This is a genomic window from Candidatus Nitrosocosmicus sp. T, assembly GCF_054408485.1.
This window is the reverse complement of record NZ_CP166992.1, coordinates 1,126,778-1,148,306: the sequence shown is the minus strand read 5'-3', so window position 1 is coordinate 1,148,306 and position 21,529 is coordinate 1,126,778. Positions and strand designations below refer to the sequence as shown.

The window sequence follows — 21,529 nt, the reverse complement described above, 5'->3', positions numbered from 1 at the left end:
TTTCTTACTCTATTATGCCGGAAATATGGTTAGGGTACGGTGAGTCAGAAATCATATTGGACATCAAATATGAGAATATTTCCCAGATACCAAGGCCCTCAATGAATCAACTAAATATGGAAATCTTGAGAAATGAATTTGAGAATAAAATATTGATTAAAGAATCGACATTGATTCTGATTTCAAGTCCCTTTTACTTTGTATTACCATTGTTAGAACTGATACAAAACAAGTCAAAAGCTTTGAATATCCAAAATATTGAGTACCGTATTCTTTCTAAATCTATTCCTCAAAAATTAAAACAACAGCTTAACGATAATGGTATTAGTCTCAGTAAATTAGCCGGCCAAGAAGTATTGGATAAAGTAAGTAAATTTAAGAACATCATATTAATAGATAGAATCGAATACGATCCGTTATTTGGTTATACAGGAGCACCAGTCAGATTGCTAAGGGAATGCTATCCTGAGGGAATGAATCAAGTGTATGCTACAATCATTGATTCGTTACCTCAATCAGGTAAGTATACGGAATCTCTTAAATTAGCAACTGAAATAACATCTAAGTTTAATTTTCAGTCGATACATGTGATTTCCGATAACGAAGGAATAGATTCAATCTTCATCGGAGACCTTACAGATTCTTTTAACCAAGCCATTCAAAGGTTTAAGTCAATCACACAACCAACCGCTGAATCTTCAAAATCGGGATTCATTTCCGGTAACACAAACTTTTCATGCCAAACGACCATAGGAAATAGTTTGAATCTTTTATGGAATAATTGCCACGCAGTAATAGACCATGGAATCATAATACTATTATCAGAAAGCAAAGCAGGAGTAGGCAATGGTGCACTACTCAAGCTAATTGAAAATAGGCTTGATTTAAATGGACTTGATAAATATCAATATACAAAACATTTGGAACATATTAATTTTCTCAATATGTTAAGAGAAAAACATGAGATATTTTTAATCTCAACTCTTCCTCGAGTCTATCTAGATAAATTAGGATTGAAATCACTACCAAGGATAAAGGATGCATTGGATCTAATTATTGAGAAGAATGGCAAGTATTCAAAATCTATCATAATTCCAAATTCGGAAATTACACGGGTTAGTATCTGAGCATTCAAACAAATAACTGAATTGGGAATATTAGTATTTTCCAACACCCCATTTTTGTCATTTATCCATCTGAAAAAGAGAATTTTCAGAGATTAGAAAGGCTAGACTTTATTTCCTGTAGATTTGCATCTGTTTTAAACCCCGTTGATGAAAAAATGGTCGGGCTGGTGTTATATCCATCCATAGTCAATTTATCAATTATTTTTGTAAGTGAATGGGTGCTATTTTTCATGAGTTTCCCAAATTCGTCGCTTATGTAATGATACGGAATCTGATCTAATTCATTAGAAGCGATTTCAAAAAACCTCTTGGTATGATTGACATTTTGAATACCAAGTTTTGATTCTTTTTCATTTCTAACTTCGGATTCAAGTATTCCGGTCAGTATTTTGACGATCAAATTTTTATCGAATATATTAGATATCCATAATGGGCCGCCAATCCTCATTTTTTTCTGACACAATGGACAATGAATATCAGAAGGACTTTTTTTCATTAATTCTCTATATCCACATTCAAAACAATGAAGGATATGTCCTATTTTGTCAGATATTTTGTTAGCCAAGTAATTGCTTTTTGATACTTTACAATAAATTCGAATATAATTTCTATAGGAATGTGCAAAGATAGGGCGAATATAAAGATCAAGCCTGGAGGCAACTAGTGCTGTACAAGAGAGTAACAATCTTGTACCAATTTCTAGAGCATACATAACTCTCAAAGGTATTCCATAATATTTTCTATAACATACTCGTGGATAAACACCTAACAGTACCGCGGTATCGGTTGCAGTAATTGAGATCATCCCATCATTTTCAACCGCTCGTAATATACAATCCAAAAAAGGCGCAGGAGTCCCGAAAGGATCTAAATCAATTATCGTCGCGCGATTAGCAAAATTGGAACTAGCGGACAGGAAACTACAAATTTCGGAAGAATAAAAATCACACTTGTTGTATACATTATTTATTATAGTATTAACTTTTGCCGCTTGAGCTGATAACATATTAAAATCATTAAAAATTACTTTTCGAATCTGCGGGATCTCTTTTCCGACTCTTACTCCTCTTGCCCCTAACCCACACATGGAATCAACGAAGGAAATATTCTTTCTTGACTGATCAAGGTAATGTCGGTATATCAAAACAGAAACATCTCGATTAAATTTTGCTGCGGGGTTAAAGAAAGCAGGAAATTTAGGAGGTTCTTTTTGTGCTAATGCCATGGATGGAACCAACAGTGTGACGTCACCTTCTTTGATCGTGGACCAATCATTCGGGGTATTTTTTCTATCCAAATAATAAAGGAAGACACAGCCCATATTTATTCAATCTCAATGCTAGCTTAGCAAAATAGTATCATACTAATGGATATTTTTCCTCTCAGAAGATAAGCACTAGTCATCTTGATTTTTTTTATTTTCAATTTGACCTTATTTTTCTGAAAATTGTTTTTTTCTAATTGTGAATCTCGGTGCAACAATAAAAAGTGGCTATCTCAATGACGACCATAAAAGTTTGAGGATTCAGAAAAGATTGTTTGAAGAGGTTCCGATATGTAGTCAAATCAAAAGCTTTCCCAAGTAACATTTTTAGATTTTTTCCCTAATAGCATTCTGTGTGAATATTTCAATCCACTTCCACGCCATTTAATCACAAAACATTCTGCTTCTAATTACACATAAATCTGCTGCACTAAATGAAATCTACTCCACATAAATCAGCATATACCTGATGTTGAATTAGTAAAAAGGGTATTTTTAGTATTATATCGCAATAACTTATGGCGCAACTCTGTACTTTCATGATAAAATTGTTTACATGCTATGGATGGAGTCTATTCTAACAAACCAAAGCATGGAAGAGCAAAACATCAAAAAATTTTACTTTTGTTAACTTTCTCCTATAATCTTAGTCAAGAAAATGAAATGCTTTATGGAACGGATTCTGTTAGCAGTTTGGGCACTCATTCTGTAAACAGTCTTGTATCCATATCTATTCCCAGAATAAAAATAACAGTTCAACACGTTTATATCTCTAAATAGATTCATGGAGCTCCTTATCTATAATTGCTCAAAGTTAAAAGATTAGAAGTATATGTTTAATACCCCAAGATCCTCTATGTAGAGACCAGAAACAGATAATTTTATATCAGTTATGAGAAGTCTAAACATTTTACGAAGTCAATTTATGGCAGGCTTATATTTATAGACAAAGTGACTCATCATTTGAGAATGGAGAGTATTTCATTAATATAGGATTAATGAATTCAACAATAGTAGATAGAATTGCTTTTAGGCGGAATTGATGAGGCTGGGAGAGGCTCTGTAATTGGTCCGCTGGTAATCGCAGGTCTCTCATTTGACGCTACAGGAATAGAAAATATAAAATATGAAGGTATAACAGATTCTAAGAAACTTACAGTCCTTAAAAGAGAAACAATGTATACTAAAATTTTACAATCGGCCGTTTCTATTTTCATATGTAGAATAAATCCCATGACTATCGACAATTATGTGCGCCACAAAAAATTGAATGTTTTGGAATCAAGATTCATGACAATCACTGCGGACAATATTAACGCAGATAAGATTATTATTGACGCATGTGACGTAAAGCCGGACCGATTCAAACAATCAATCCTAAAAAATTTGACAAAAAAGTCTGTCAAAATATACTGCTTTCACAAGGCTGACACAGATAATTTGATAGTTTCTGCAGCATCTGTAATAGCCAAGGTTACTAGGGATAGAGAGATTAAGAAAATAGAAGCAATCTTAAGTAAGAAAATAGGCTCAGGATATCCCTCTGATCCATTGACAAAATTATACCTAAGAAATCATCTTTTTGATAACGAAAATAAAGAGTACATTAGATTCTCGTGGAGCCCTGTCCAAAATCTAATAAACGAATGTGTTCAAACAAAGCTTTTCTAAAAAAACTTTTATCTATCAAACGACTTAACCTAGATATTTTGCATGAATCAATGAATGATCCTTATCAAAAGGCTCTAGATTAATAATCTGTAAAATTTGGAATTGATTATCCTCCAGTTTCTTAGCTTCATGTTGAGTTACCAATTTAGGGTCTGTCAGTACGTCAATACTTCTTGTCTTAATTACTATTATCAATTCCCCTTCGGGTTTTAAGTAACACTTACAGTTATTGATGGCAATATCAGTTTGATCGGGTTGTGCGATATCTGAATACACTACATCAACCAAACCGTAATATGAGTAATAATGCAAAAATCTTCTTGCATCCATTAAAATAGGAATTATATTTTTTCTTCTCGAGGCAACATTTTCTAAAAACTCCCTTGCAACACGGACCGATGGTTCTACTGCAAATATTCTTCCTTTGTTTCCCACTATGTCTGATACATGACTCACAGTTGTTCCGGTTGATGTACCCAGATAAAGCACCGAGGTAGATTCCATAATTGGGTTTCCTTTGAGATTCTTCAATATTGCTCCAGCTAATTTACTTCTATAAGGTTCCCAAATCCTATACTCAAGATCATCGATTTTTATTATTTTTTCTCCATAAACACTTTTTCCTGGGTCTAGATTTTGGGTTGCCAAGTATCTCTCTTTTGCTTGGTCTACCAATATCACAAAAGATCCATTGTCAAATGATTTAAGAAGAGATAACTGATTCATCTAACATCATACCTTCTGTTGTAAATACAAATCATTACTTTTTATTAGATTTATTAAACCTTTTTTTGAACTTATTCTTCTTAAATTTAAAATCTCTATCTCTTTCTCCATCTCTATCTCTATCTCTCCCGTATTTCTTTCCTTTATTTCTAGTATATGAATTCCTATCCCCTCGTTTGAAATTTTGTTGTTGCTGTCTCTGTTGAATTTCTGAAGGTTCTTTATACTTTTCTTGAATTTCTCTAATGCGATCATTTAACTTACTTGCCAATGTATTGCTTGATTCAGGATTACGACTATAAAGATCAACTCGCGCAGCAATTGCAGCTTTTGAAGAAATGGCCCTTGCCAGTTTCCCCCTTTGCCATTTTGGTGCAGAATGAATAACAGGATGCTGAAAAAGTAAGCCATGCTTTGGTGGATTAGCTCCAGTTTTCAAAGTCCTAAATAATGCCTTTTCAGCACCTAGAATCTGAATAGTGCTAGATGACAATGAAGCTAGCCTTTTCAAGCTCCCTGCCTTGGCTATTAATCGTGCTCCGACAGTGGCAGTTAGTAATTCCTTTAAATTTGGTGAGATCTCTTCCATGGATACATCAATATGATCCTCCAAGGTCTTTCTAATTTGTGCCAATGAAATGACTTCATTGGCTAAACTCTTTAATATTAATAAATTTTCTTCAGTAATTTTACCTCCTTTGCTTCTCTTTGCTGTCGTTAGAATAATCTCAATTTTGTTCTCCGGAATTTCCAAACTTTGTAAGAAATCTCCTGTAATTTCCTGCCGCTTTCCAACTTTGGATACAATGTTTGCATATGTTACTATATTCTGAAGTAGATTATCTAATTCAGGAAAATGAAGCCCATACCATTCTCTCATACGAGTTCCAACAGTATTTAATATCTTGTCAATTTCGTCCAATGCATTGATGGATTGACTGATATGCAAATCTAATTGCTCTGATGCTTCCTGAACCCTTATTGAAGACCATTTGAGAGAGAATTCTCTTAAATCGTCTAATACTTTCCTCCCTAGATCTGAATGGTCCTGTTGATTAGAATCATACATCCTTGTGTATAAACTGATCTTATCAACCTGAAATTGTCTTTCCTCTAATGCAGAAATTTTTTCAGAATTAAACGAATTGATTCTTAGATGATCTATTATCTCGGGGTAATTAGTTTGTAATAATTCTGGTTTAACTTTAAAAAATTCCAAGCTCTCCGAGATTTCAGCATAGTCCCTATTCTTTATTTTTAAGTGGGATTGTACAGGCTCGTGAAATTTTTTAAAGGACTGGATTTGATTCTTTTCATCTACAATAGCAATGCCTAACTCAAGAACCAAAAATTTGTACACATTGTCAGTCATAAATCTAATTTCAAGTTAACTTAAGAGATAAAGAATAATAACTTTGTTATTTTTCTGGTTGAAACTCTAATCTAAAAGGATAATAAGCTCAAAAAAAAGAATACATAATCACATCGTATTGATAATCTAACTACAGAAGTTGTTAATTATATTCAATCGATATGTAATTAGTCAACCGTACTTATGCTATCCGAATGGAAGAGGGATATTAATTCCCTGCTCACTTAATTGCTTTTGCACATCATCGAATATTTTATCTGCAAGGTCCTCTTCGTTGTTTGTTACATCTCGATTATCTGCATCGGACGTAGGTGGAGTTGTTTCATCAGAGAGTGCAGGTGATCCTTCAAAAGTAGTACTAGTCCTTTTAATCTTATAACCATCAGCAGAAGCAGAAACCGATACGCTAACGGTTGCGCCAGAAGCTAAAACAGCAGATGGTATTGTTACGCTGTATTTCCCAAGCGAGTCGGTAGTCCCCGAAAACGGATCAGCGTTAATTGAACCAGTAATAGCACTACCTACTAAAGGATCATTTGTTGTAGCGTCATTTACGCCTATGACTATTTTTTGGTTTGTACCTTGACCAGTCTTGTCAATACTAACATCCATTGCTTTAAGTTCTAAAGGTTTAGAAGTATTTGTAACTACATTTATCTTTGCAAATTTCACGGAGGATAGCGGGGAATAGCATTGCAATTTAGCAGTTAAGGATTGTGAACCATTCTTTAGGTTATTTAATCCAGGTTCAAGTACCATGCTCCAATTTCTATAATCACTAGTGCCGTTAATGCCTTCAGGTATAGTTTTCTTAAAATTAGAATGATTAGCGCTAGTTGGTGCAATTACGCCTTCCGTATTACCATCACCTAAAAGTACTTCACAATCATAATTAGTTGGATATTCTGAAGTGCCGTTAATATTTATAGATTTATCAATATTAATTGTTTCTCCATTGGAAGGCGATTCTATTGCAATTCCAGTCACAGGAAGTGGTAAATTTTCAGTAGATGAGTTGATATCGCTTGAACTCAAATTACTTTGAGATTTACCTACAACATTCGAGTTTGAAGGTAAGCTGGTACCTGTCATACCCTCAGTACCCGAGGGCAAATTCGAAGAGGAAGCTGGAAATGTCCCAGTAAATTTTACTCCTGTTATATTAACACTATAATATGCCTTCGCAACTCCTCCTTCACAACTTAATTTTGAAGTGATCTTGTTTGACCCTTCATGCAAGTTTGCATAGTTGGAATTGAACATGTAATTCCATTTAGAAAAGTCCGCTTTACCTAGAGGACCAGTCCCATTCACATTTTGATAGGGAAAAATGCTATTAGTCACTATCGAAACATCACAGTTAGTCAAATTACCGTTGTTTGATACAGAAAAACCTTCAACAGAAAGTCTTTTTCCAGTACTATCAAAATAATCGGTACCATTGATAAAAAACTGAACGCCATTTGTTGGGTTTGTAATTCTGATCCCGTAAGGATTTTTTATCATAGTAGTAGTAGACGAAGGAGCAGTAATTGGTTTAGAATCTGAATCTTGATTGTTGTTTTGTGGGAGAATTTGTGCATTTGCACCTGAAAAAAGCCCACCAATAATTATAAAGGTAGAAAAAATAAGCATGATGGAAATCTGATAAATCAAACTAGAAATAGTACTTACCAAAAATATTAAAAGCTTGTTATTTTATTAACAAGCTCAATATAACATAAAAATTAAGGTTATACTTTTTGGATAAAAGAATTAGTTAAGATTTTTAAATGAATCCAAATATCATTTTTTATCCTAGTAGGTCTTAAGATCTATAATGGATTTTGGGTTTTTGAGTGGTAGAAAAAAAAACACTTCTGAAAGACATATAAATAAAAAAAAAATTGTTGCAATAACCCAAAATGTAATCAATGGATTGATTTCTTATGCTAAAATGCATCATCCATATGAGGGAATACTGATTCTAGAGGGTGAAAGAAAAAAATCAGAGATATTTATTAACAATTTAGTCATCCCTCCTTTCTCCGTACACGGTCCCTTTTATTCGGGGTTTCCAATAAACGAATTACCATTCGATTTAAAGTATCTTGGAACAGCTCATTCTCATCCAAGTGGTTCAAGTCAACCTTCCCTTGAGGACCTAAACCATTTCTATGGCTTAATCTCTATTATTATATGTCATCCCTATGATGAGGAGAATATTCATGCATACGATAGCCAAGGTAGGGAAGGTACCGCTTGAGAGGAGAAAATAGATTACCATTCATTGCTTTTTGCTCATTTTGGCTCTGTATTCTAAAGATCGTCCTATCAGAATAAACGCTATGCTAGTAATAGATATCATAAGACCAGGAGGTAATATCCACCACCAGTATCCTAGTATTTCGGCGGATGAGAAATGAGCATCCTGCAACATTTGTCCCCATGTAGGAAATGATGGATCACCAAATCCCAGGAAGCTTAAGGCCGACTCAGCCAGTATGGCTGCGGGCACCGAAAGTGCAAAATTGGCAAGGGTAAACGGGATTAATTGAGGAATAATATGCCTCAATACGACCTTAAAATCAGATTCGCCCATTAATTTAGACGCTTCGACATAAGGATAATTCTTAATTTGAACACTGAATGTCCGATTAATTAATGCCAATCCAGGCCAACCAAATAAAACAAAAAGCCCAATTAAAAATAATAGGCTCCTTCCAAAATTAAGTGATAATATTATAAACAATACCATTGTTGGAATCGATAGAAAAATATCAATTACTATTAACATAAACGTTCCTGTTTTTCCCCCTTTATATCCTGCGATCAAGCCATATAAAAGACCAATAGTTGTCGAAGATGATGCTACTGTAACTCCAATTAGTAGTGCTACTGGAGTCCCAATCATGATCCCAAAGGATATATCTCGTCTGAATTCATCTGTTCCTAATAATCCAAACACTTTACCTTCTATTATGAGATTTATATCTCTTAGAATGGTGTCATTATCAAATGAATAAGTAGTAAATATAAACTGATATGTTCCTTTGAGAGGTATATTTGAATGAGTTTCAGAGAAAATAATTTTTTCCGCAGGTAAACCAGTTAAAGAAAAGTTAAATACACCTGAATATTTCATTAAAGAATCAATTACCTCTTTAGACGATGAATAAAGTCTTTGAGATAATTCGTAGTTTTCGATTTGGTCTTCAGAAGGTTGAGCGCCACTTTCGTTTTGAATGGTTGGTAATGAGTCTAAAGAGTTATAATATAGGACAAATATCAATCCATCAGGCCTTTTAACCGAAATTTCTAATGCTGGAGGAATTTCACCAATCTCCAATGAAAATGGTATATTAAATGCGGATGGAAATTGCCCATACATATATTCGTACAAAAATGTAAGATTGCTCACTTTAAAGTCGGTTTCCGAATAAGATGAAAGTAAAGCTTCGTCACTAGAATATACCTTGTGTTCTGGTAATTGCTGGTGAAAAGGCATCAAGAAATAATTAACCCAAACAGGGGCCGCATTTTTAGGGAAATCAATCCAATAAAAGGGATTATTCCATTCCGATCGTTCCTTTTCTGGAATATAAAAAACTGTATAGATAGTGATGCCGATCAAAACCAGAAGTAGGCAAAAGCCCAAGACACCACCCTTGTAATGCTTTAAATAAAGATTCATTTTATTCGTCAAATTAAATAGAGCACATCCAATAACTCATTCGTCTCCAGTTCTAATTCGTGGATTTAGAATTGAAAGTGTAAGGTCCAGTACCAATCTTGTTAATAAATAAAGCAATGTAAAGAAGTATACTAATCCTATAATTAGGGGTGAATCATTCTGAATAACTGCATTATAGAACAGGTTTCCCATGCCGGGCCAATCAAATATTTCTTCTATCAGTATTGATCCACCCAATGTTGCAGTAAGACCTAATCCTAGCATAGTAGTCAATTGGGGCCCAGCGTTCTTCAAAGCGTGTCGGAGTAAAATCTTTCTAGAAGGCAATCCAATAATTCCTAGGGCTTTTATATAATCTTCATCAATTATCCTCAGAACTATATATTTGACATAGTATACTGATGATGCAAAACCTAGGATAACCATTGTAATAAAAGGTAAAGTCATATGATATAATAAATCAATAAAGTATCCTGGAGTATCTGGAGAAATCAAAGGGGTTGATCTAGCCGGAAAAATTTGCAGTAAGAATGAGAACAAAACAATCATTATCATTGAGAACCACCATGGAGGTACACTTTGGCTGACAGATGCAAGCCCAGCAACTACTCTGTCCGAAATTTTTCCTTCTCTCTTTGCTAAATAAGAACCTATTACTACTCCTATGGCTACTACAGTTATGGATGAGGTAGTAAACAATAAAATCGTATTGGGCACTTTTTCAATTATTAATTCATTCACGCTGCTTGAGCCATCATATGTAGTAAAAAATCTAGAATTACCTAGGTTTAACGTCATGACTTGAACAAGACTATTGATGATTTTTTTTGGTGAATACCAAGGTTCGTCTAGACCCAAACTTTTAATTTGAATGCTAACTTGTTTATCGATGATTGACTGCCTTTCCTGCGGGTCTTGTAGCTGATTTAGTCTTTGATTTTCAGCTAAAGAGTCGAATACAGAATTAGTTATCTGTAGTCGGATATTATCTATCATTATTTTGTCAATTGTCGATCCTAATAGGAATATTGTAATCAATAGGGTAATAATTAAAACCGATATCAAAATCGAAATTTTTTTTAAAAGGTAAATGAAGAAAGTCATCAAGGCAAATTCGTCTAAGTCGCTGTATTAAACGCTATTCAAGGCCGGGCAATTAACGTCATTTCCTGGATTAGAGGCTTTGGTGACTCTGTAGAGGTAATAATAAGCTTCATTTTCGCTGGACCCGGTATGAGTTCCTGTGTCTGAGTTGCATTCAATGAGACGGCTACAATTCCGGATTCATCCGGTTTAGGTTGAACTTCACTATTAGATTGATTATTAGAGTTATTATTTACTATATAAGAGCCTTCTATCACGATCTTATTATTTCTGTCAGAAATGAAATAATCAATGATCGCACCAAAACTATTTGAGCTGTTAGACTGATTGTTTACTTTTACCCGCAAGTCAAAATTATAAGGATCGCCTATTTTTAAGAACCTTGGAACATTAACCGTATCAACACGCAGTTCAGGAGGGTTTTTAAAGTCAGAGTATTCCCCTGTCTTGAATGGATAGGTAGTATCTCTAAAGGCATTCAAGATTACAACTCCTCCTGTAGGATTAAAAGTTTGCAAGTAATAAGGCCCGTTTCCAATAACTGCATTGTGATGAGTATTTATCCAATCTATTGATGCCTGGTAGCGTTCAAGTACATATTCCAAACTCACCAAACCTTTCAAAGCATTGGGTATATATTTTTCATTAGACATTTTGACCAACTCTTGTTTTATCAATTCGGATTGCACTGGAAGATTTAGTGATAACTGATCTATCTGTTTGATATTAGCGTCAGATTTTGAATATGCTAATTTACTATCAGCAACTAGGCGTTCTGTAGCCGCGGTAATTTCCCACGGTTCGGAAGGCCATAAAGTCCCGTAAGAGGGAACTAGTTTTTTATCGTAGTGCCAAAGATCTACATATGTATCAAAAGTACTGTTGTCATAAAATTTTATACCTTTAATCAGGGATAGAGTTGGAAAAACTAAACTGGAATATTCGGCATCAAAAGTTTTATCAGCGTTTTTGGTATCAGTGGACCATTCAAACGGAAAATAATAAGAGTACATTAGATCGTATTTATCCATGATTTCCCCATTATGCCATTTTGAGAATAGAGGTTGCATCGTAACTTTGCTCAATGCAGAGTTACTCTGATTTTTGTTTTTACCCCAACTTTGATTATGTGAATTCCAAGTAATAGCATCATCTGGAACTATGACCTTGTCTGTAGGTCCTTTTGAAACTAAATTGGTCCATTGATTCCTGGAGGGTTCAGGGTCACCAGAATAGGGATTCGATATCGTTGGCGTGTCAGCAATAAGCGAATATATAATTCTACAATAGAAATCTGAACAGCCCTTAACATTATTCCAGGCTCCTTGATATACTTCCTTCATCCCTATATTAAGAGTAGAATTATTGGTATCGTCTTTTATAGCATTTATTAACGACAATTTGTTAGCAATACCAGCAGAATAATCATTAATTAAGCCACTAATTTTTGATGAAGATATGTATGGATCGAAGGATCTTGCAAAAAACAGACGAACTGCTTCTTGTAAACCTACTGACTCTGCTTGTTGTAATAAATGATTTCGTTCTGTTTCGGATGTAAAGTTGTTAAACACTAGATTTTGTGTTAGATCATCAATTGTAGAATTGGAGTATTGCCAAAAGCCAGGATTCTGAGACCCCGGCATATTTCCAAACCATGGGGCATACATTTGACTGACAGTTGTTGGATTATACCTTGAGAATGAACTAGATATGTAGGATTCGGTGTAAATATTCCATTCTAAATCTGCAGGGTTTGATCCATAAACAACTCTATTGGCTTTTGTCAAATCGCCATATTCTTTCATGACCGTAAATCCAACTTTTTCAATTTCAGATGCAACAAAATCACCGAATGCTTTTCTTATCAAATCATCATTTCTAATCAAAATCTTAACAAGTACGGGTTTTCCGTTTAGAGTATATTTGCCTGTTTGATCCATAACTGCTCCCGCCTTTGTCATAGAATCCTCGATACTTTTGGTAGCAAGGGTTATATCATAACGGATTTTCAATGGATCTACTACAGGCAACACATTATGGTATTCTGGAGATGTGGGTCCATATGGCTCTACAATAGGATTGCTAAATCCTTTTAAAATATTATTTACAATAAAGTTTCTATCAATTAAGAAATTCATTGCAAATCTAATTTCTTTGATTGAAAAAGGATTGAATGTTTGGTTACTATGATAGGGATTTAATAACAAACCATAAGAAAGGCCTTCTTTCTCAAACACTTGTAAATTTGGATTTTTTTTAGCTGATTCTACCAGTTGTAGAGGAATTTGAAAAAAGTAACTATCAAGCTGACCATTACTCACTTCTTGATACGCGACATTTTCATTAGAAAACCTTATGAATTTAACTTGGTCAGCATAGCCGCCAGTCTGATTCAACTGAGAAAAAGCAGAATCACAAGAAATGAAAAAAACGATGACGAAAACTACTATCAAAAAATACAGCGAATATATCATATTCCTCATTAATAGAATATAGAAGGAATAGTGCATTATAAATTCATTATTTCAGTACGTTTCATCTCAGCAGCAAACCCTATAGTATATAAATAATCGCCCATTATTTTTATTCATGAGTAATAAAAGTGCAAAAAGAACTCATGCTTATAGTTCAAAGAGAAGTGAAAGCAAGAAATACGCAAAAGTAGAGAGGAGAAAAAGAACTAAAGCAAAGTATTAAATTCTAAAGTTAGATAATTTCCGATATATTTATATGTAAGGAAAGATATAAATACATGTGGAATTACTTTATAAGTTTTATGGTGATAAATATTGGTAAAAGATATTTCCATGTTTGGTGACCGATGTCCACGGTGTGGCAAAGGTCCGATGGTTACAGATAATTCAACCGGGGAAATGTTTTGTGGCAATTGCGGCTTTGTAGTTACGGAGAGAATAGAAGAAACTGGACCAGAATGGAGAGCCTTTTCCAAAGAAGAACATGAAGATAGAAGTAGAGCAGGTGTACCCACCTCCTTGGCGATGCATGACATGGGCTTAGCTACCATTATTGGACCAGTAGATAAAGATGCATCGGGTAAACCTCTGTCTGCCTCCATGAAGAGCACAATTGAAAGGTTAAGGACATGGGATAGTAGAAGTCAGGTCCATGAGCCTGTAGACAGAAATTTCAGGCAAGCATTTAGTGAATTGGACAGGTTAAAAGATAAGTTAGCAGTCGGTGATGCGGTGATTGAGAAAGCTGCTTATGTTTATAGAAAGGCTTTAGAAAAAGGTTTAGTAAGAGGTAGATCTATCTCAGCACTGGTCGCCGCTGCGCTCTATGCTGCATGTAGAGATACAGAAACACCTAGAACATTAAAAGATGTTGCAAATGCCAGTAACATAAAAAAGAAGGACGTTGCAAGGTGTTATAGATTACTGATTAGAGAATTGGATCTTAAAATGCCAGTGGTTGATCCGGTAAAATGTGTTGCAAGGATAGCTAGCAAGGCCGGACTTACGGAAAAAACAAAAAGAAAGGCTTTAGAAATTCTAAAGAAAGCAGAAGAAGGTAAGATATCGGCAGGAAAGGATCCAATGGGACTAGCAGCTGCAGCACTTTATGTCGCTTGCGTAATGAATGGTGAAAATAAAACTCAAAAAGATGTTGCGGAAGCAGCTGGTGTCACTGAAGTTACTATCCGAAATAGGTATAAGGGACTTAAAACTCATTTGAAATTGTAAAAAAATTACTTTTTTTATTTTTTCCAATACTTTGTAATTAATTGCTCAAAAAGCCTATACAAAAATACGATACCAATTATTATAAAAACCATTGATAGTAAGGCCAAAAATATATTATCAGATTCGGTGTTCCAAGGAGTTTGAAACAAAAAATATCCAAAAATACTGTATGCAAAAAACACATAGTTGGAAATCCAATGAAATGTTATCGCTGAAAAAAGGCCGTGTCTGTAGTAAATCCAAGCTATTATAACTCCTCCCAGCCCCGCCTGAGTTATTTTTCCTATTTCATATCCACCCCCAAATAAAACATGAGATAATCCAAAAGCTAGCGAATTCAATGCAATTATTATAGCAATTGCTATTGTAATGTATTTTCCTTTTCTAGACGAAATATTCTTAAATGGATGAGTAAGTGTTGAAAGGAATAAACCCTTACCAAATGGGATAAATAAAAGGTATAAAGGTATACCTAAAAGTATAACTCTAAATAAAACTTCCTCATTCAGAGGTGCTGCAGATAAATAGAAAAAGGATAATAGAGGGTTAGTTGTTAAAGGGTTCCCTAACTTGAAACCAAATAGCTGTTGTATAACATCTATTAAAATAGAGAGCACAAAATAGCCTGAAAACCAAGAAATAGTTATAGCAAGATAATTATTCCGCTGAATTTTGATCGCCTGAAGCCCAATGATTTGAATTGATTTTTTGACTGAAGACAAACTAAGGATTGGAATAGGTTTTAGAAAACAGAACACATAACAAGCCAGATAAACGGTCCAAAATAACATGAAAGTAATTCCCAAGTTGAAATATATTGAATTAAGTCCAAAAATTCCAAATATCAAAAAATCAAGGGGAACATCACTATACCAATGAACTTCATCACCAAGATTTGTAGAAAAAACTAAAAAGAACCCTATAACGAAAGACAAAGCCGTTACCAAGATAACGATAAAGATGAGGGTACCCTCTATCCAATTTATAACTTTATTCAAAGATAATTTGTTTAGCAAAAGTCTTTTCTTAATATGATTAATCTACATTACTTCTATTGAAGCTTCATTAAAGCCCTTTACAACTAAATAATTTTTGACAATATCCCTATGATCACCTTGTAAAAGTATAAAACCATCTTTTGCTGTACCGCCACATGCTAACCTGCTTTTCAACTCCTTAACAATTGTATGTATATCGTTGATTTTTGGATCTAACCCCTCAATCATGGTAGTTGTCTTAGAAAATCGGCGGGTTTCTAACCTTACTACAATTCGAGTATCTTCTTTATCTAACTCTCCACATGCACATAAATCATCAGGTAGGCCACATTTTTTGCATATTACAGCCATCTATTAATGCTTGATATACCTAATTCCTATTATTAAGCCTTCCTTAGTCACTGATTTTTTAAACCTGGAATGATCAGGTTGAAGATTACATTAGTACTGAGATTAGAAAAGCATTTAAAATATATCACAATATTTCGAAATTGATACTAAAGTTTGAGGAATATCTCAAAATGTTCACATATGTATTTTCGAATTCATTTGAGCAATAACTTTGTTTAAATGATTTACAGACCTTTCACCAATAATTCACAAGACCGTTATTTTGTTCTATACTGTGTTTAGTTAATTTACTTTAATTTTGATTGTGTAAGGATTAAATAAAAATGGACACAAATAGTGGTATGTCTCCTGCCATTTTCTCACTTAAATTCCCTTTTGCGTTAAAACCAGACCAAGTTGCGGCAGTTGATTCATGGATTAAAAACGGTTACCGAGGATCCATTATTTATTCAACCGGTACCGGCAAGACTGAAATAGCATACGAGAGCGCCAGGAGAGCATGTTTAGAAGTAATTAGTGAGTCCCAGGTTAAAGATGACTTTAGGTATTCTTTTAATATTTTATTCCTCGTTCCTCGGATAGTACTAATTGAACAAAACGTTAACCGACTCTTAAGATACAATATTCCAAAAGAATATGTAGGAACATATTATGGAGAAAGAAAAGATCAAAAGGAAATTACTATTTCGACTTATCAAAGCGCAATAAATAATTATTCATTAATTGAACAAGCAAAACTAGTCATTCTTGATGAAGTTCATTTATTAAGTAACACAGCCTTCTCTTTCAAGAAATTATTTAAAATAATAACATCCGATCCGAAAAGAAAGATTTTAGGGCTGACAGCTACGATTAATGAATTAGATCCAAAGTACAAAGAAATTATTGAGATAATCCCTCCTGTTAAGAAATATCTCATCAAGGAGGCAGTAGACGATGGAAGATTAGCCAAACCTGAAATAGTTTCTATTGAGGTGAGCCTTACAAACGAAGAAAAAGAGATCTATAAAAAAACCAGCGAGTCCATTAGGAATATTTCCTACAAACTAAATGCTTATGACCCAGCCATTATCTCAAAGATCCTTTACCAAGGTGGTATGCGTTCAAAGTACGCAAAGGAATGGTTTAACCAAGTACGATTGAGAAAGGATTTATTGAATTCGTCCAAACTAAAATTATCAAAAGCAGTTTCTATAATTCAGAAACATAATAATGAAAAGATAATGGTTTTCAGTGAAACTATAGATTCGATTATAACATTACAGGAAATACTTAATAAGAAAAATATTAGATCGGAGATAATCCATTCAAAGATAAAAACCAAGGATCGGAAGATAATTCTTGAAAAATGGGGAGAGGATTTTTATCCTCTTCTATCAGTTCACACTTTGGAAATAGGTTTTGATATTCCCCAAGTCAGAATAGCCATAATTCTTTCAAATACTTCTAACATAAATCAGATTGCCCAAAGAATAGGCAGGGTAATCAGGAAAACCGAAGAAAAGGACAGTGCATGGATATATCTGATTTATGCTAAAGAGACCAGAGATAATAATATTCTAAGAATGGTAGATAAAGCAGTTGGCAAGAAAAGCAGTAAAATTATCAGAACAGGAACAAAACAAACTAGAATCACGGATGAATTTTAGATTAATTAAATTGGTAGAAAACAAAAGATATATTTTGATCCTAACTAATCGCTGATTGTGTCAATAAAAAATATAACTGTTTTAGGTTCAGGAATTATGGGTCATGGAATTGCTCAAGTATCAGCCATGGCAGGTTATAAAGTAGTATTACGTGATATTGAACAAAAATTCCTAGATAAGGCAATGGACAAGATCAAATGGTCTTTACAAAAACTTGCGGAAAAGAATAGGATTTCCAAAGAGGAAGTTGATATTTTTTATAATAATATTACACCTGTGGTCAACCTTCAAAAAGCAGTAGAGAAGGCTGATTTAATAATTGAGGCAGTCCCTGAAGATTATGATTTGAAGAAAAAGGTTTATCAGGAGTTGAATAGTTTGGCAGAAAAGAACATTATCTTTGCATCAAATACCAGTACGTTACCCATTACGGAGTTGAGCAAACTAACAGACCGTCCAGACAAATTCATTGGCGTCCATTTTTTTAATCCCCCTCAATTAATGAAATTGGTCGAAGTCATTCCAGGCACCAGAACAGATTCTAAAGTAACACAAGAAGTAACAAATTATATTATTAAGATCAACAAACATCCAGTAGTTTGTAATAAGGATGTATCAGGATTTATCGTAAATAGAGTTTTCATACCAATGGTGCATGAGGCTCTCTACTCGATGGATAGAGATAAGGTTTCTATGGAGGTAATTGATTCTTCAGTTAAATTCAATTTGGGATTTCCAATGGGAATTTTTGAACTTGCCGATTATACCGGCCTTGATGTTATTCATAAAGCCTCTTATGAGATGCATTTAAGAGACAACACAGTCCTTTTGCCACATCCAAAAATTAAAGAGTTATTCGACAATCATGACCTGGGCCAAAAATCTGGAAAAGGCTTTTATGAATACAAGGGTAGCAATTATGAAAGGATAGACCTAACGCCAGAAAAGGCGTCAAAGTATCATCCTTATTCAATTTTAGGGGTCGCAGCTAATAATGCTGCCTGGCTTATTGATAATGAAGTTTGTACTATAGAGGATTTGAACGATGCATTGAAATTGGGTATGGGTCTTAAAATTGATATTTTTGATTTGTTTGAGAAGAATGGACCTAGTAGCATCATAAACAAATTATTAGAATTAGAATCAAAACATGGATTCTTTTATCACCCGAATCAATATTTGTATTCGATAAAATAAAATGATTTCAATTTCCTTATGATTTGATTCGGAGTATCGACTCTTATACCGATATGGGAGTTAAATGCAACATATTCTACCATTATTGTGGACGATTTTTTTTAATATGTATTCTACGGCCTCCTTTGGAGACTTTATTTTTTCGATCATGACTCTCTTTCGTTCATCTAAATATTTTCCTCCATAGTCATCAGAAATCCCACCACTATCCGAAATAGATACCATGGGCTTTTTTGCTATATATCCAACGCAAAGTTCAATTAACGTACCAACACCGCCTCCAACTGAGATAAGGCCATCGGAAGAGTAAGCAACGATAAAATCCCTGGACAGTCCAATTCCTGTACATATTACCGCGTCACAGTACTTGTTGGCAATTGCATAATCCTCCTGTGGAACAATCCCAATAGTGAAACCATTATTGTCTTTAGCGCCTTTACAAGAGTATTCCATTACCCCACCCAAACCACCGCAAACCAAGATAGCATTTTTCTTTGCTATAATACTCCCCACCTCGTAGGCTAAATCGAGCGTTTTTGATTTAATTGGAAGGGAGCCACTATTGTATCCTATCACCCCAATTTGCACTCGTTTCAAACTAGTTAAAGTAAAAAGACTATCATTTAAATATGATCTAGAAATAGATTAGTTGTTTCATTTTTTTTGATACAGAAATGCTTTTATTTAGATTGTAAGAATTTTTAAATATGAGTAAGAAGGCGAAGAAGAATGCACCTTTACCTGCATCCAGTGCTGGTCTTTTAAGGTTTTTTGAGGATGAAACCAAAGGAGTTAAGGTAAAGCCGGAAATTATATTAGGAATTGCAGGAGCTTTAATTGCTGTTTCAATAGCAATAAAAATTTTGATTCCAGTCTAAATTTCTTTGACTATTAATGAGTAATTTTGAGTCTGATAGTGTTTCCAGTCTTCATAAAAGATGGTTATTTACAAATATAAATCCCTCTTCAGAGAAATTTTCTTATCTAATATCAATCTTAAGTTTAATTACAAATGTCGCATTAATTAATTTCGTAATTACTCCACACTCTATCACTGATTTTTTGACAAGTCTTCCAATCATTGCATCTGTATTTTCAGTCACACTTGTTTTTGACTACCTTTCATTACGTGGCACACCTCTAAACAGATTTTCCAAAGTCTTGCACGTATCTGCCTTTGCAAATCTTCTTTGGACTCTAACCGTAATTGGTGGATTTATTTCTGAATTCATTATTAATACAAACAGTTTGACCATCAATTTCGTTTTGCAAGGGATGTTTATGGCCATAGGCCTACGTATAGGTATTTTTGTGTCAGTATTTGGAGCATCGTTAAAGAGAACTATCCCGATTTCATTCATTCAACCGTTGATCATTTTCATTTTATTTTCTTTTTTTTACTTTAACCATATATTTTACACAAACTTTGCAGTATACGTATTCGGGTCGGTTATCTTGTTCATAGGTGTGTTATGGACAATCATAATCGACAGGATCGGCAGACCCAATTTTACTAGTGCTTTTAAGATATTGCAAGCTTTTCTTATTGCATGGACCGAGAATAAATCAGATGAAATGGAAAAGATTGCAGAAGCGAAAGCAAGTCCTAAGATAGTCAATACTCTAATTGTAAGATTAAAGCCTGATAATCAGAAGGAAATTTCTATTGTACTACCTGAACTCCATCCGGGTCCTTTTAACCCAATAGGAGGCAGCAATTTGCCATACGATATTTTTAAATTTTATTCAAATTCTGCGATGGTCATGCATAGTATTTCCGACCATTCTTTAAACATACCTTCAAAGAAAGAGGTTGAAAAATATTTAATGTCATTAGATCAGCACAGTCATTTAGAGGCAGGTGATAAATGTTCCATTCCGATTACAATTCGTAACAAGGATTGTAACTGCAGTGGGTTTGCTCTTGGAAAAAATGTAATAATCTTATTTTCAAAGTCTCCCTCAGGGATGGAGGACATACCACCTGATGTGAAAACAGAGCTTGAAATATATGCAAAACAAATTGGTTTTGAGCAAATTTTGATTATTGACGCTCATAATTCGCTTGGGGAAAAAATCGAACAAGAGCATATAAAAGTACTGATAAAAATCGGTAAAGAATGCTTGATTAGACTAAGAGGATCAGAACAATTTTACTTTAAGGTAGGATATGCTAATAGTTTTCAAATAGAGGAACAGACGAAGAAGGATTTGTTAAGACAACCAGATTTAGGACACGGCCAGTTTGGACTATTGATCATTTCAATTAATAACATAGACTACTCGCTATGTTGGATCGATTCTAACAATATGAAAAATGGCTTTAGAGAGAAAATTGTAGACACTCTTGTAGCAGAAAATTTAGAGATCATAGAAATTTGTACTTCTGACACTCATTCCACATCAGGGAAGAGAAATACTAAAGGCTATTATACATTAGGTGACGTCACTCCGGAGTCAAATATATTGGACGTATTCCAATCGTTAGCTAAAAGAGCAAAAGTTTCTCTAAATAAAGCAACATTTGATATTTTTAAGATAGAAAGTAAAGTAATGGTCATGGGAAACAACCAATTTGATGATTATTCAAACGCCTTGGAAAAATCTTTTCTAGTAACAAAAGTATTCCTGGCAATTACTTTTGTTGTATATATCCTAATGTTACTATTTACCTAATTCATATTTAGTTT

Annotated in this window: 19 protein-coding genes; 9 read left to right on the top strand and 10 right to left on the bottom strand. The window is 34.1% G+C overall.

Annotated elements, in window-relative coordinates:
• The first annotated feature begins 56 nt into the window (after nucleotides 1-56).
• A complete protein-coding gene (locus AB0A59_RS05950) occupies nucleotides 57-1,127 on the top strand; it encodes a hypothetical protein (protein WP_458747165.1) in 1,071 nt (356 codons plus the stop codon).
• 85 nt (nucleotides 1,128-1,212) lie between these two features.
• Here AB0A59_RS05950 and AB0A59_RS05945 read toward each other — a convergent pair whose 3' ends face one another.
• Nucleotides 1,213-2,424, bottom strand: coding sequence for a tRNA (guanine-N1)-methyltransferase (locus AB0A59_RS05945; protein ID WP_458747164.1), 1,212 nt, complete (start codon nucleotides 2,422-2,424; stop codon nucleotides 1,213-1,215).
• Between the two features lie 528 nt (nucleotides 2,425-2,952).
• On the opposite strand from AB0A59_RS05945, the gene AB0A59_RS05940 reads away from it, so the two are divergent.
• Together AB0A59_RS05940 and rnhB are read left to right on the top strand one after the other, a co-directional pair.
• Nucleotides 2,953-3,171 carry a hypothetical protein gene (locus AB0A59_RS05940; protein WP_458747163.1) on the top strand — a complete coding sequence of 73 codons (219 nt, stop codon included), beginning with the start codon at nucleotides 2,953-2,955 and terminating at the stop codon, nucleotides 3,169-3,171.
• A gap of 243 nt (nucleotides 3,172-3,414) precedes the next feature.
• Nucleotides 3,415-4,062: a ribonuclease HII gene (rnhB, locus tag AB0A59_RS05935; protein WP_458747162.1), complete on the top strand. Its 648-nt coding sequence runs from the start codon at nucleotides 3,415-3,417 to the stop codon at nucleotides 4,060-4,062.
• Nucleotides 4,063-4,086: 24 nt separating this feature from the next.
• Here rnhB and AB0A59_RS05930 read toward each other — a convergent pair whose 3' ends face one another.
• From AB0A59_RS05930 to AB0A59_RS05920, 3 genes are all read right to left on the bottom strand, one after another.
• Nucleotides 4,087-4,788 carry a fibrillarin-like rRNA/tRNA 2'-O-methyltransferase gene (locus AB0A59_RS05930; protein WP_458747161.1) on the bottom strand — a complete coding sequence of 234 codons (702 nt, stop codon included), beginning with the start codon at nucleotides 4,786-4,788 and terminating at the stop codon, nucleotides 4,087-4,089.
• A 34-nt stretch (nucleotides 4,789-4,822) separates the two neighbouring features.
• Nucleotides 4,823-6,160: an NOP5/NOP56 family protein gene (locus tag AB0A59_RS05925; protein WP_458747160.1), complete on the bottom strand. Its 1,338-nt coding sequence runs from the start codon at nucleotides 6,158-6,160 to the stop codon at nucleotides 4,823-4,825.
• Nucleotides 6,161-6,346: 186 nt separating this feature from the next.
• A complete protein-coding gene (locus AB0A59_RS05920) occupies nucleotides 6,347-7,837 on the bottom strand; it encodes a hypothetical protein (protein WP_458747159.1) in 1,491 nt (496 codons plus the stop codon).
• A gap of 142 nt (nucleotides 7,838-7,979) precedes the next feature.
• On the opposite strand from AB0A59_RS05920, the gene AB0A59_RS05915 reads away from it, so the two are divergent.
• A complete protein-coding gene (locus tag AB0A59_RS05915; RefSeq protein WP_458747158.1) occupies nucleotides 7,980-8,405 on the top strand; it encodes a Mov34/MPN/PAD-1 family protein in 426 nt (141 codons plus the stop codon).
• A gap of 21 nt (nucleotides 8,406-8,426) precedes the next feature.
• Here the strand turns inward: AB0A59_RS05915 and AB0A59_RS05910 are convergent, their stop codons facing one another.
• The 3 genes from AB0A59_RS05910 to AB0A59_RS05900 all read right to left on the bottom strand — a co-directional run bounded on the left by AB0A59_RS05910 (nucleotide 8,427) and on the right by AB0A59_RS05900 (nucleotide 13,336).
• Nucleotides 8,427-9,845, bottom strand: coding sequence for an ABC transporter permease (locus tag AB0A59_RS05910; RefSeq protein WP_458747157.1), 1,419 nt, complete (start codon nucleotides 9,843-9,845; stop codon nucleotides 8,427-8,429).
• A 24-nt stretch (nucleotides 9,846-9,869) separates the two neighbouring features.
• Nucleotides 9,870-10,871: an ABC transporter permease gene (locus tag AB0A59_RS05905; RefSeq protein WP_458747156.1), complete on the bottom strand. Its 1,002-nt coding sequence runs from the start codon at nucleotides 10,869-10,871 to the stop codon at nucleotides 9,870-9,872.
• A gap of 104 nt (nucleotides 10,872-10,975) precedes the next feature.
• Entirely contained in the window at nucleotides 10,976-13,336 is a 2,361-nt protein-coding gene (locus AB0A59_RS05900) for an ABC transporter substrate-binding protein (RefSeq protein WP_458747155.1), read from the bottom strand.
• Between the two features lie 411 nt (nucleotides 13,337-13,747).
• Between AB0A59_RS05900 and AB0A59_RS05895 the strand changes: the two genes are divergently transcribed.
• Nucleotides 13,748-14,644 (top strand): transcription initiation factor IIB, encoded by an 897-nt coding sequence (locus tag AB0A59_RS05895; protein WP_134485877.1) that lies wholly within the window; start codon nucleotides 13,748-13,750, stop codon nucleotides 14,642-14,644.
• Nucleotides 14,645-14,658: 14 nt separating this feature from the next.
• Here AB0A59_RS05895 and AB0A59_RS05890 read toward each other — a convergent pair whose 3' ends face one another.
• Nucleotides 14,659-15,642 (bottom strand): hypothetical protein, encoded by a 984-nt coding sequence (locus AB0A59_RS05890; protein WP_458747154.1) that lies wholly within the window; start codon nucleotides 15,640-15,642, stop codon nucleotides 14,659-14,661.
• Between the two features lie 42 nt (nucleotides 15,643-15,684).
• Nucleotides 15,685-15,993, bottom strand: coding sequence for a stress response translation initiation inhibitor YciH (gene yciH, locus AB0A59_RS05885; protein ID WP_149862586.1), 309 nt, complete (start codon nucleotides 15,991-15,993; stop codon nucleotides 15,685-15,687).
• A 323-nt stretch (nucleotides 15,994-16,316) separates the two neighbouring features.
• Here yciH and AB0A59_RS05880 point away from each other — a divergent pair, with 323 nt between their 5' ends.
• Both AB0A59_RS05880 and AB0A59_RS05875 read left to right on the top strand, forming a co-directional pair.
• Nucleotides 16,317-17,642 carry a DEAD/DEAH box helicase gene (locus AB0A59_RS05880; protein ID WP_458747153.1) on the top strand — a complete coding sequence of 442 codons (1,326 nt, stop codon included), beginning with the start codon at nucleotides 16,317-16,319 and terminating at the stop codon, nucleotides 17,640-17,642.
• A 57-nt stretch (nucleotides 17,643-17,699) separates the two neighbouring features.
• Entirely contained in the window at nucleotides 17,700-18,839 is a 1,140-nt protein-coding gene (locus tag AB0A59_RS05875; RefSeq protein ID WP_458747152.1) for a 3-hydroxyacyl-CoA dehydrogenase family protein, read from the top strand.
• Between the two features lie 60 nt (nucleotides 18,840-18,899).
• Here AB0A59_RS05875 and AB0A59_RS05870 read toward each other — a convergent pair whose 3' ends face one another.
• Nucleotides 18,900-19,427 carry a TIGR00725 family protein gene (locus AB0A59_RS05870; protein ID WP_458747570.1) on the bottom strand — a complete coding sequence of 176 codons (528 nt, stop codon included), beginning with the start codon at nucleotides 19,425-19,427 and terminating at the stop codon, nucleotides 18,900-18,902.
• A gap of 119 nt (nucleotides 19,428-19,546) precedes the next feature.
• Here AB0A59_RS05870 and AB0A59_RS05865 point away from each other — a divergent pair, with 119 nt between their 5' ends.
• On the top strand, nucleotides 19,547-19,717 hold the full coding sequence (locus AB0A59_RS05865) for a preprotein translocase subunit Sec61beta (RefSeq protein ID WP_458747151.1): 171 nt from the start codon (nucleotides 19,547-19,549) through the stop codon (nucleotides 19,715-19,717).
• Nucleotides 19,718-19,733: 16 nt separating this feature from the next.
• Nucleotides 19,734-21,515 carry a DUF2070 family protein gene (locus AB0A59_RS05860; RefSeq protein ID WP_458747150.1) on the top strand — a complete coding sequence of 594 codons (1,782 nt, stop codon included), beginning with the start codon at nucleotides 19,734-19,736 and terminating at the stop codon, nucleotides 21,513-21,515.
• Nucleotides 21,516-21,529 lie beyond the last annotated feature (14 nt).

Bases quoted from the DNA above. Each gene is read 5' to 3' on its own strand.
- AB0A59_RS05860 (WP_458747150.1), top strand. From the start codon at position 19,734: ATGAGTAATTTTGAGTCTGATAGTGTTTCCAGTCTTCATAAAAGATGG.
- AB0A59_RS05880 (WP_458747153.1), top strand. From the start codon at position 16,317: ATGGACACAAATAGTGGTATGTCTCCTGCCATTTTCTCACTTAAATTC.
- AB0A59_RS05940 (WP_458747163.1), top strand. From the start codon at position 2,953: ATGGATGGAGTCTATTCTAACAAACCAAAGCATGGAAGAGCAAAACAT.
- AB0A59_RS05925 (WP_458747160.1), bottom strand. From the start codon at position 6,160: ATGACTGACAATGTGTACAAATTTTTGGTTCTTGAGTTAGGCATTGCT.
- AB0A59_RS05895 (WP_134485877.1), top strand. From the start codon at position 13,748: ATGTTTGGTGACCGATGTCCACGGTGTGGCAAAGGTCCGATGGTTACA.
- yciH (WP_149862586.1), bottom strand. From the start codon at position 15,993: ATGGCTGTAATATGCAAAAAATGTGGCCTACCTGATGATTTATGTGCA.
- AB0A59_RS05930 (WP_458747161.1), bottom strand. From the start codon at position 4,788: ATGAATCAGTTATCTCTTCTTAAATCATTTGACAATGGATCTTTTGTG.
- AB0A59_RS05915 (WP_458747158.1), top strand. From the start codon at position 7,980: ATGGATTTTGGGTTTTTGAGTGGTAGAAAAAAAAACACTTCTGAAAGA.
- AB0A59_RS05865 (WP_458747151.1), top strand. From the start codon at position 19,547: ATGAGTAAGAAGGCGAAGAAGAATGCACCTTTACCTGCATCCAGTGCT.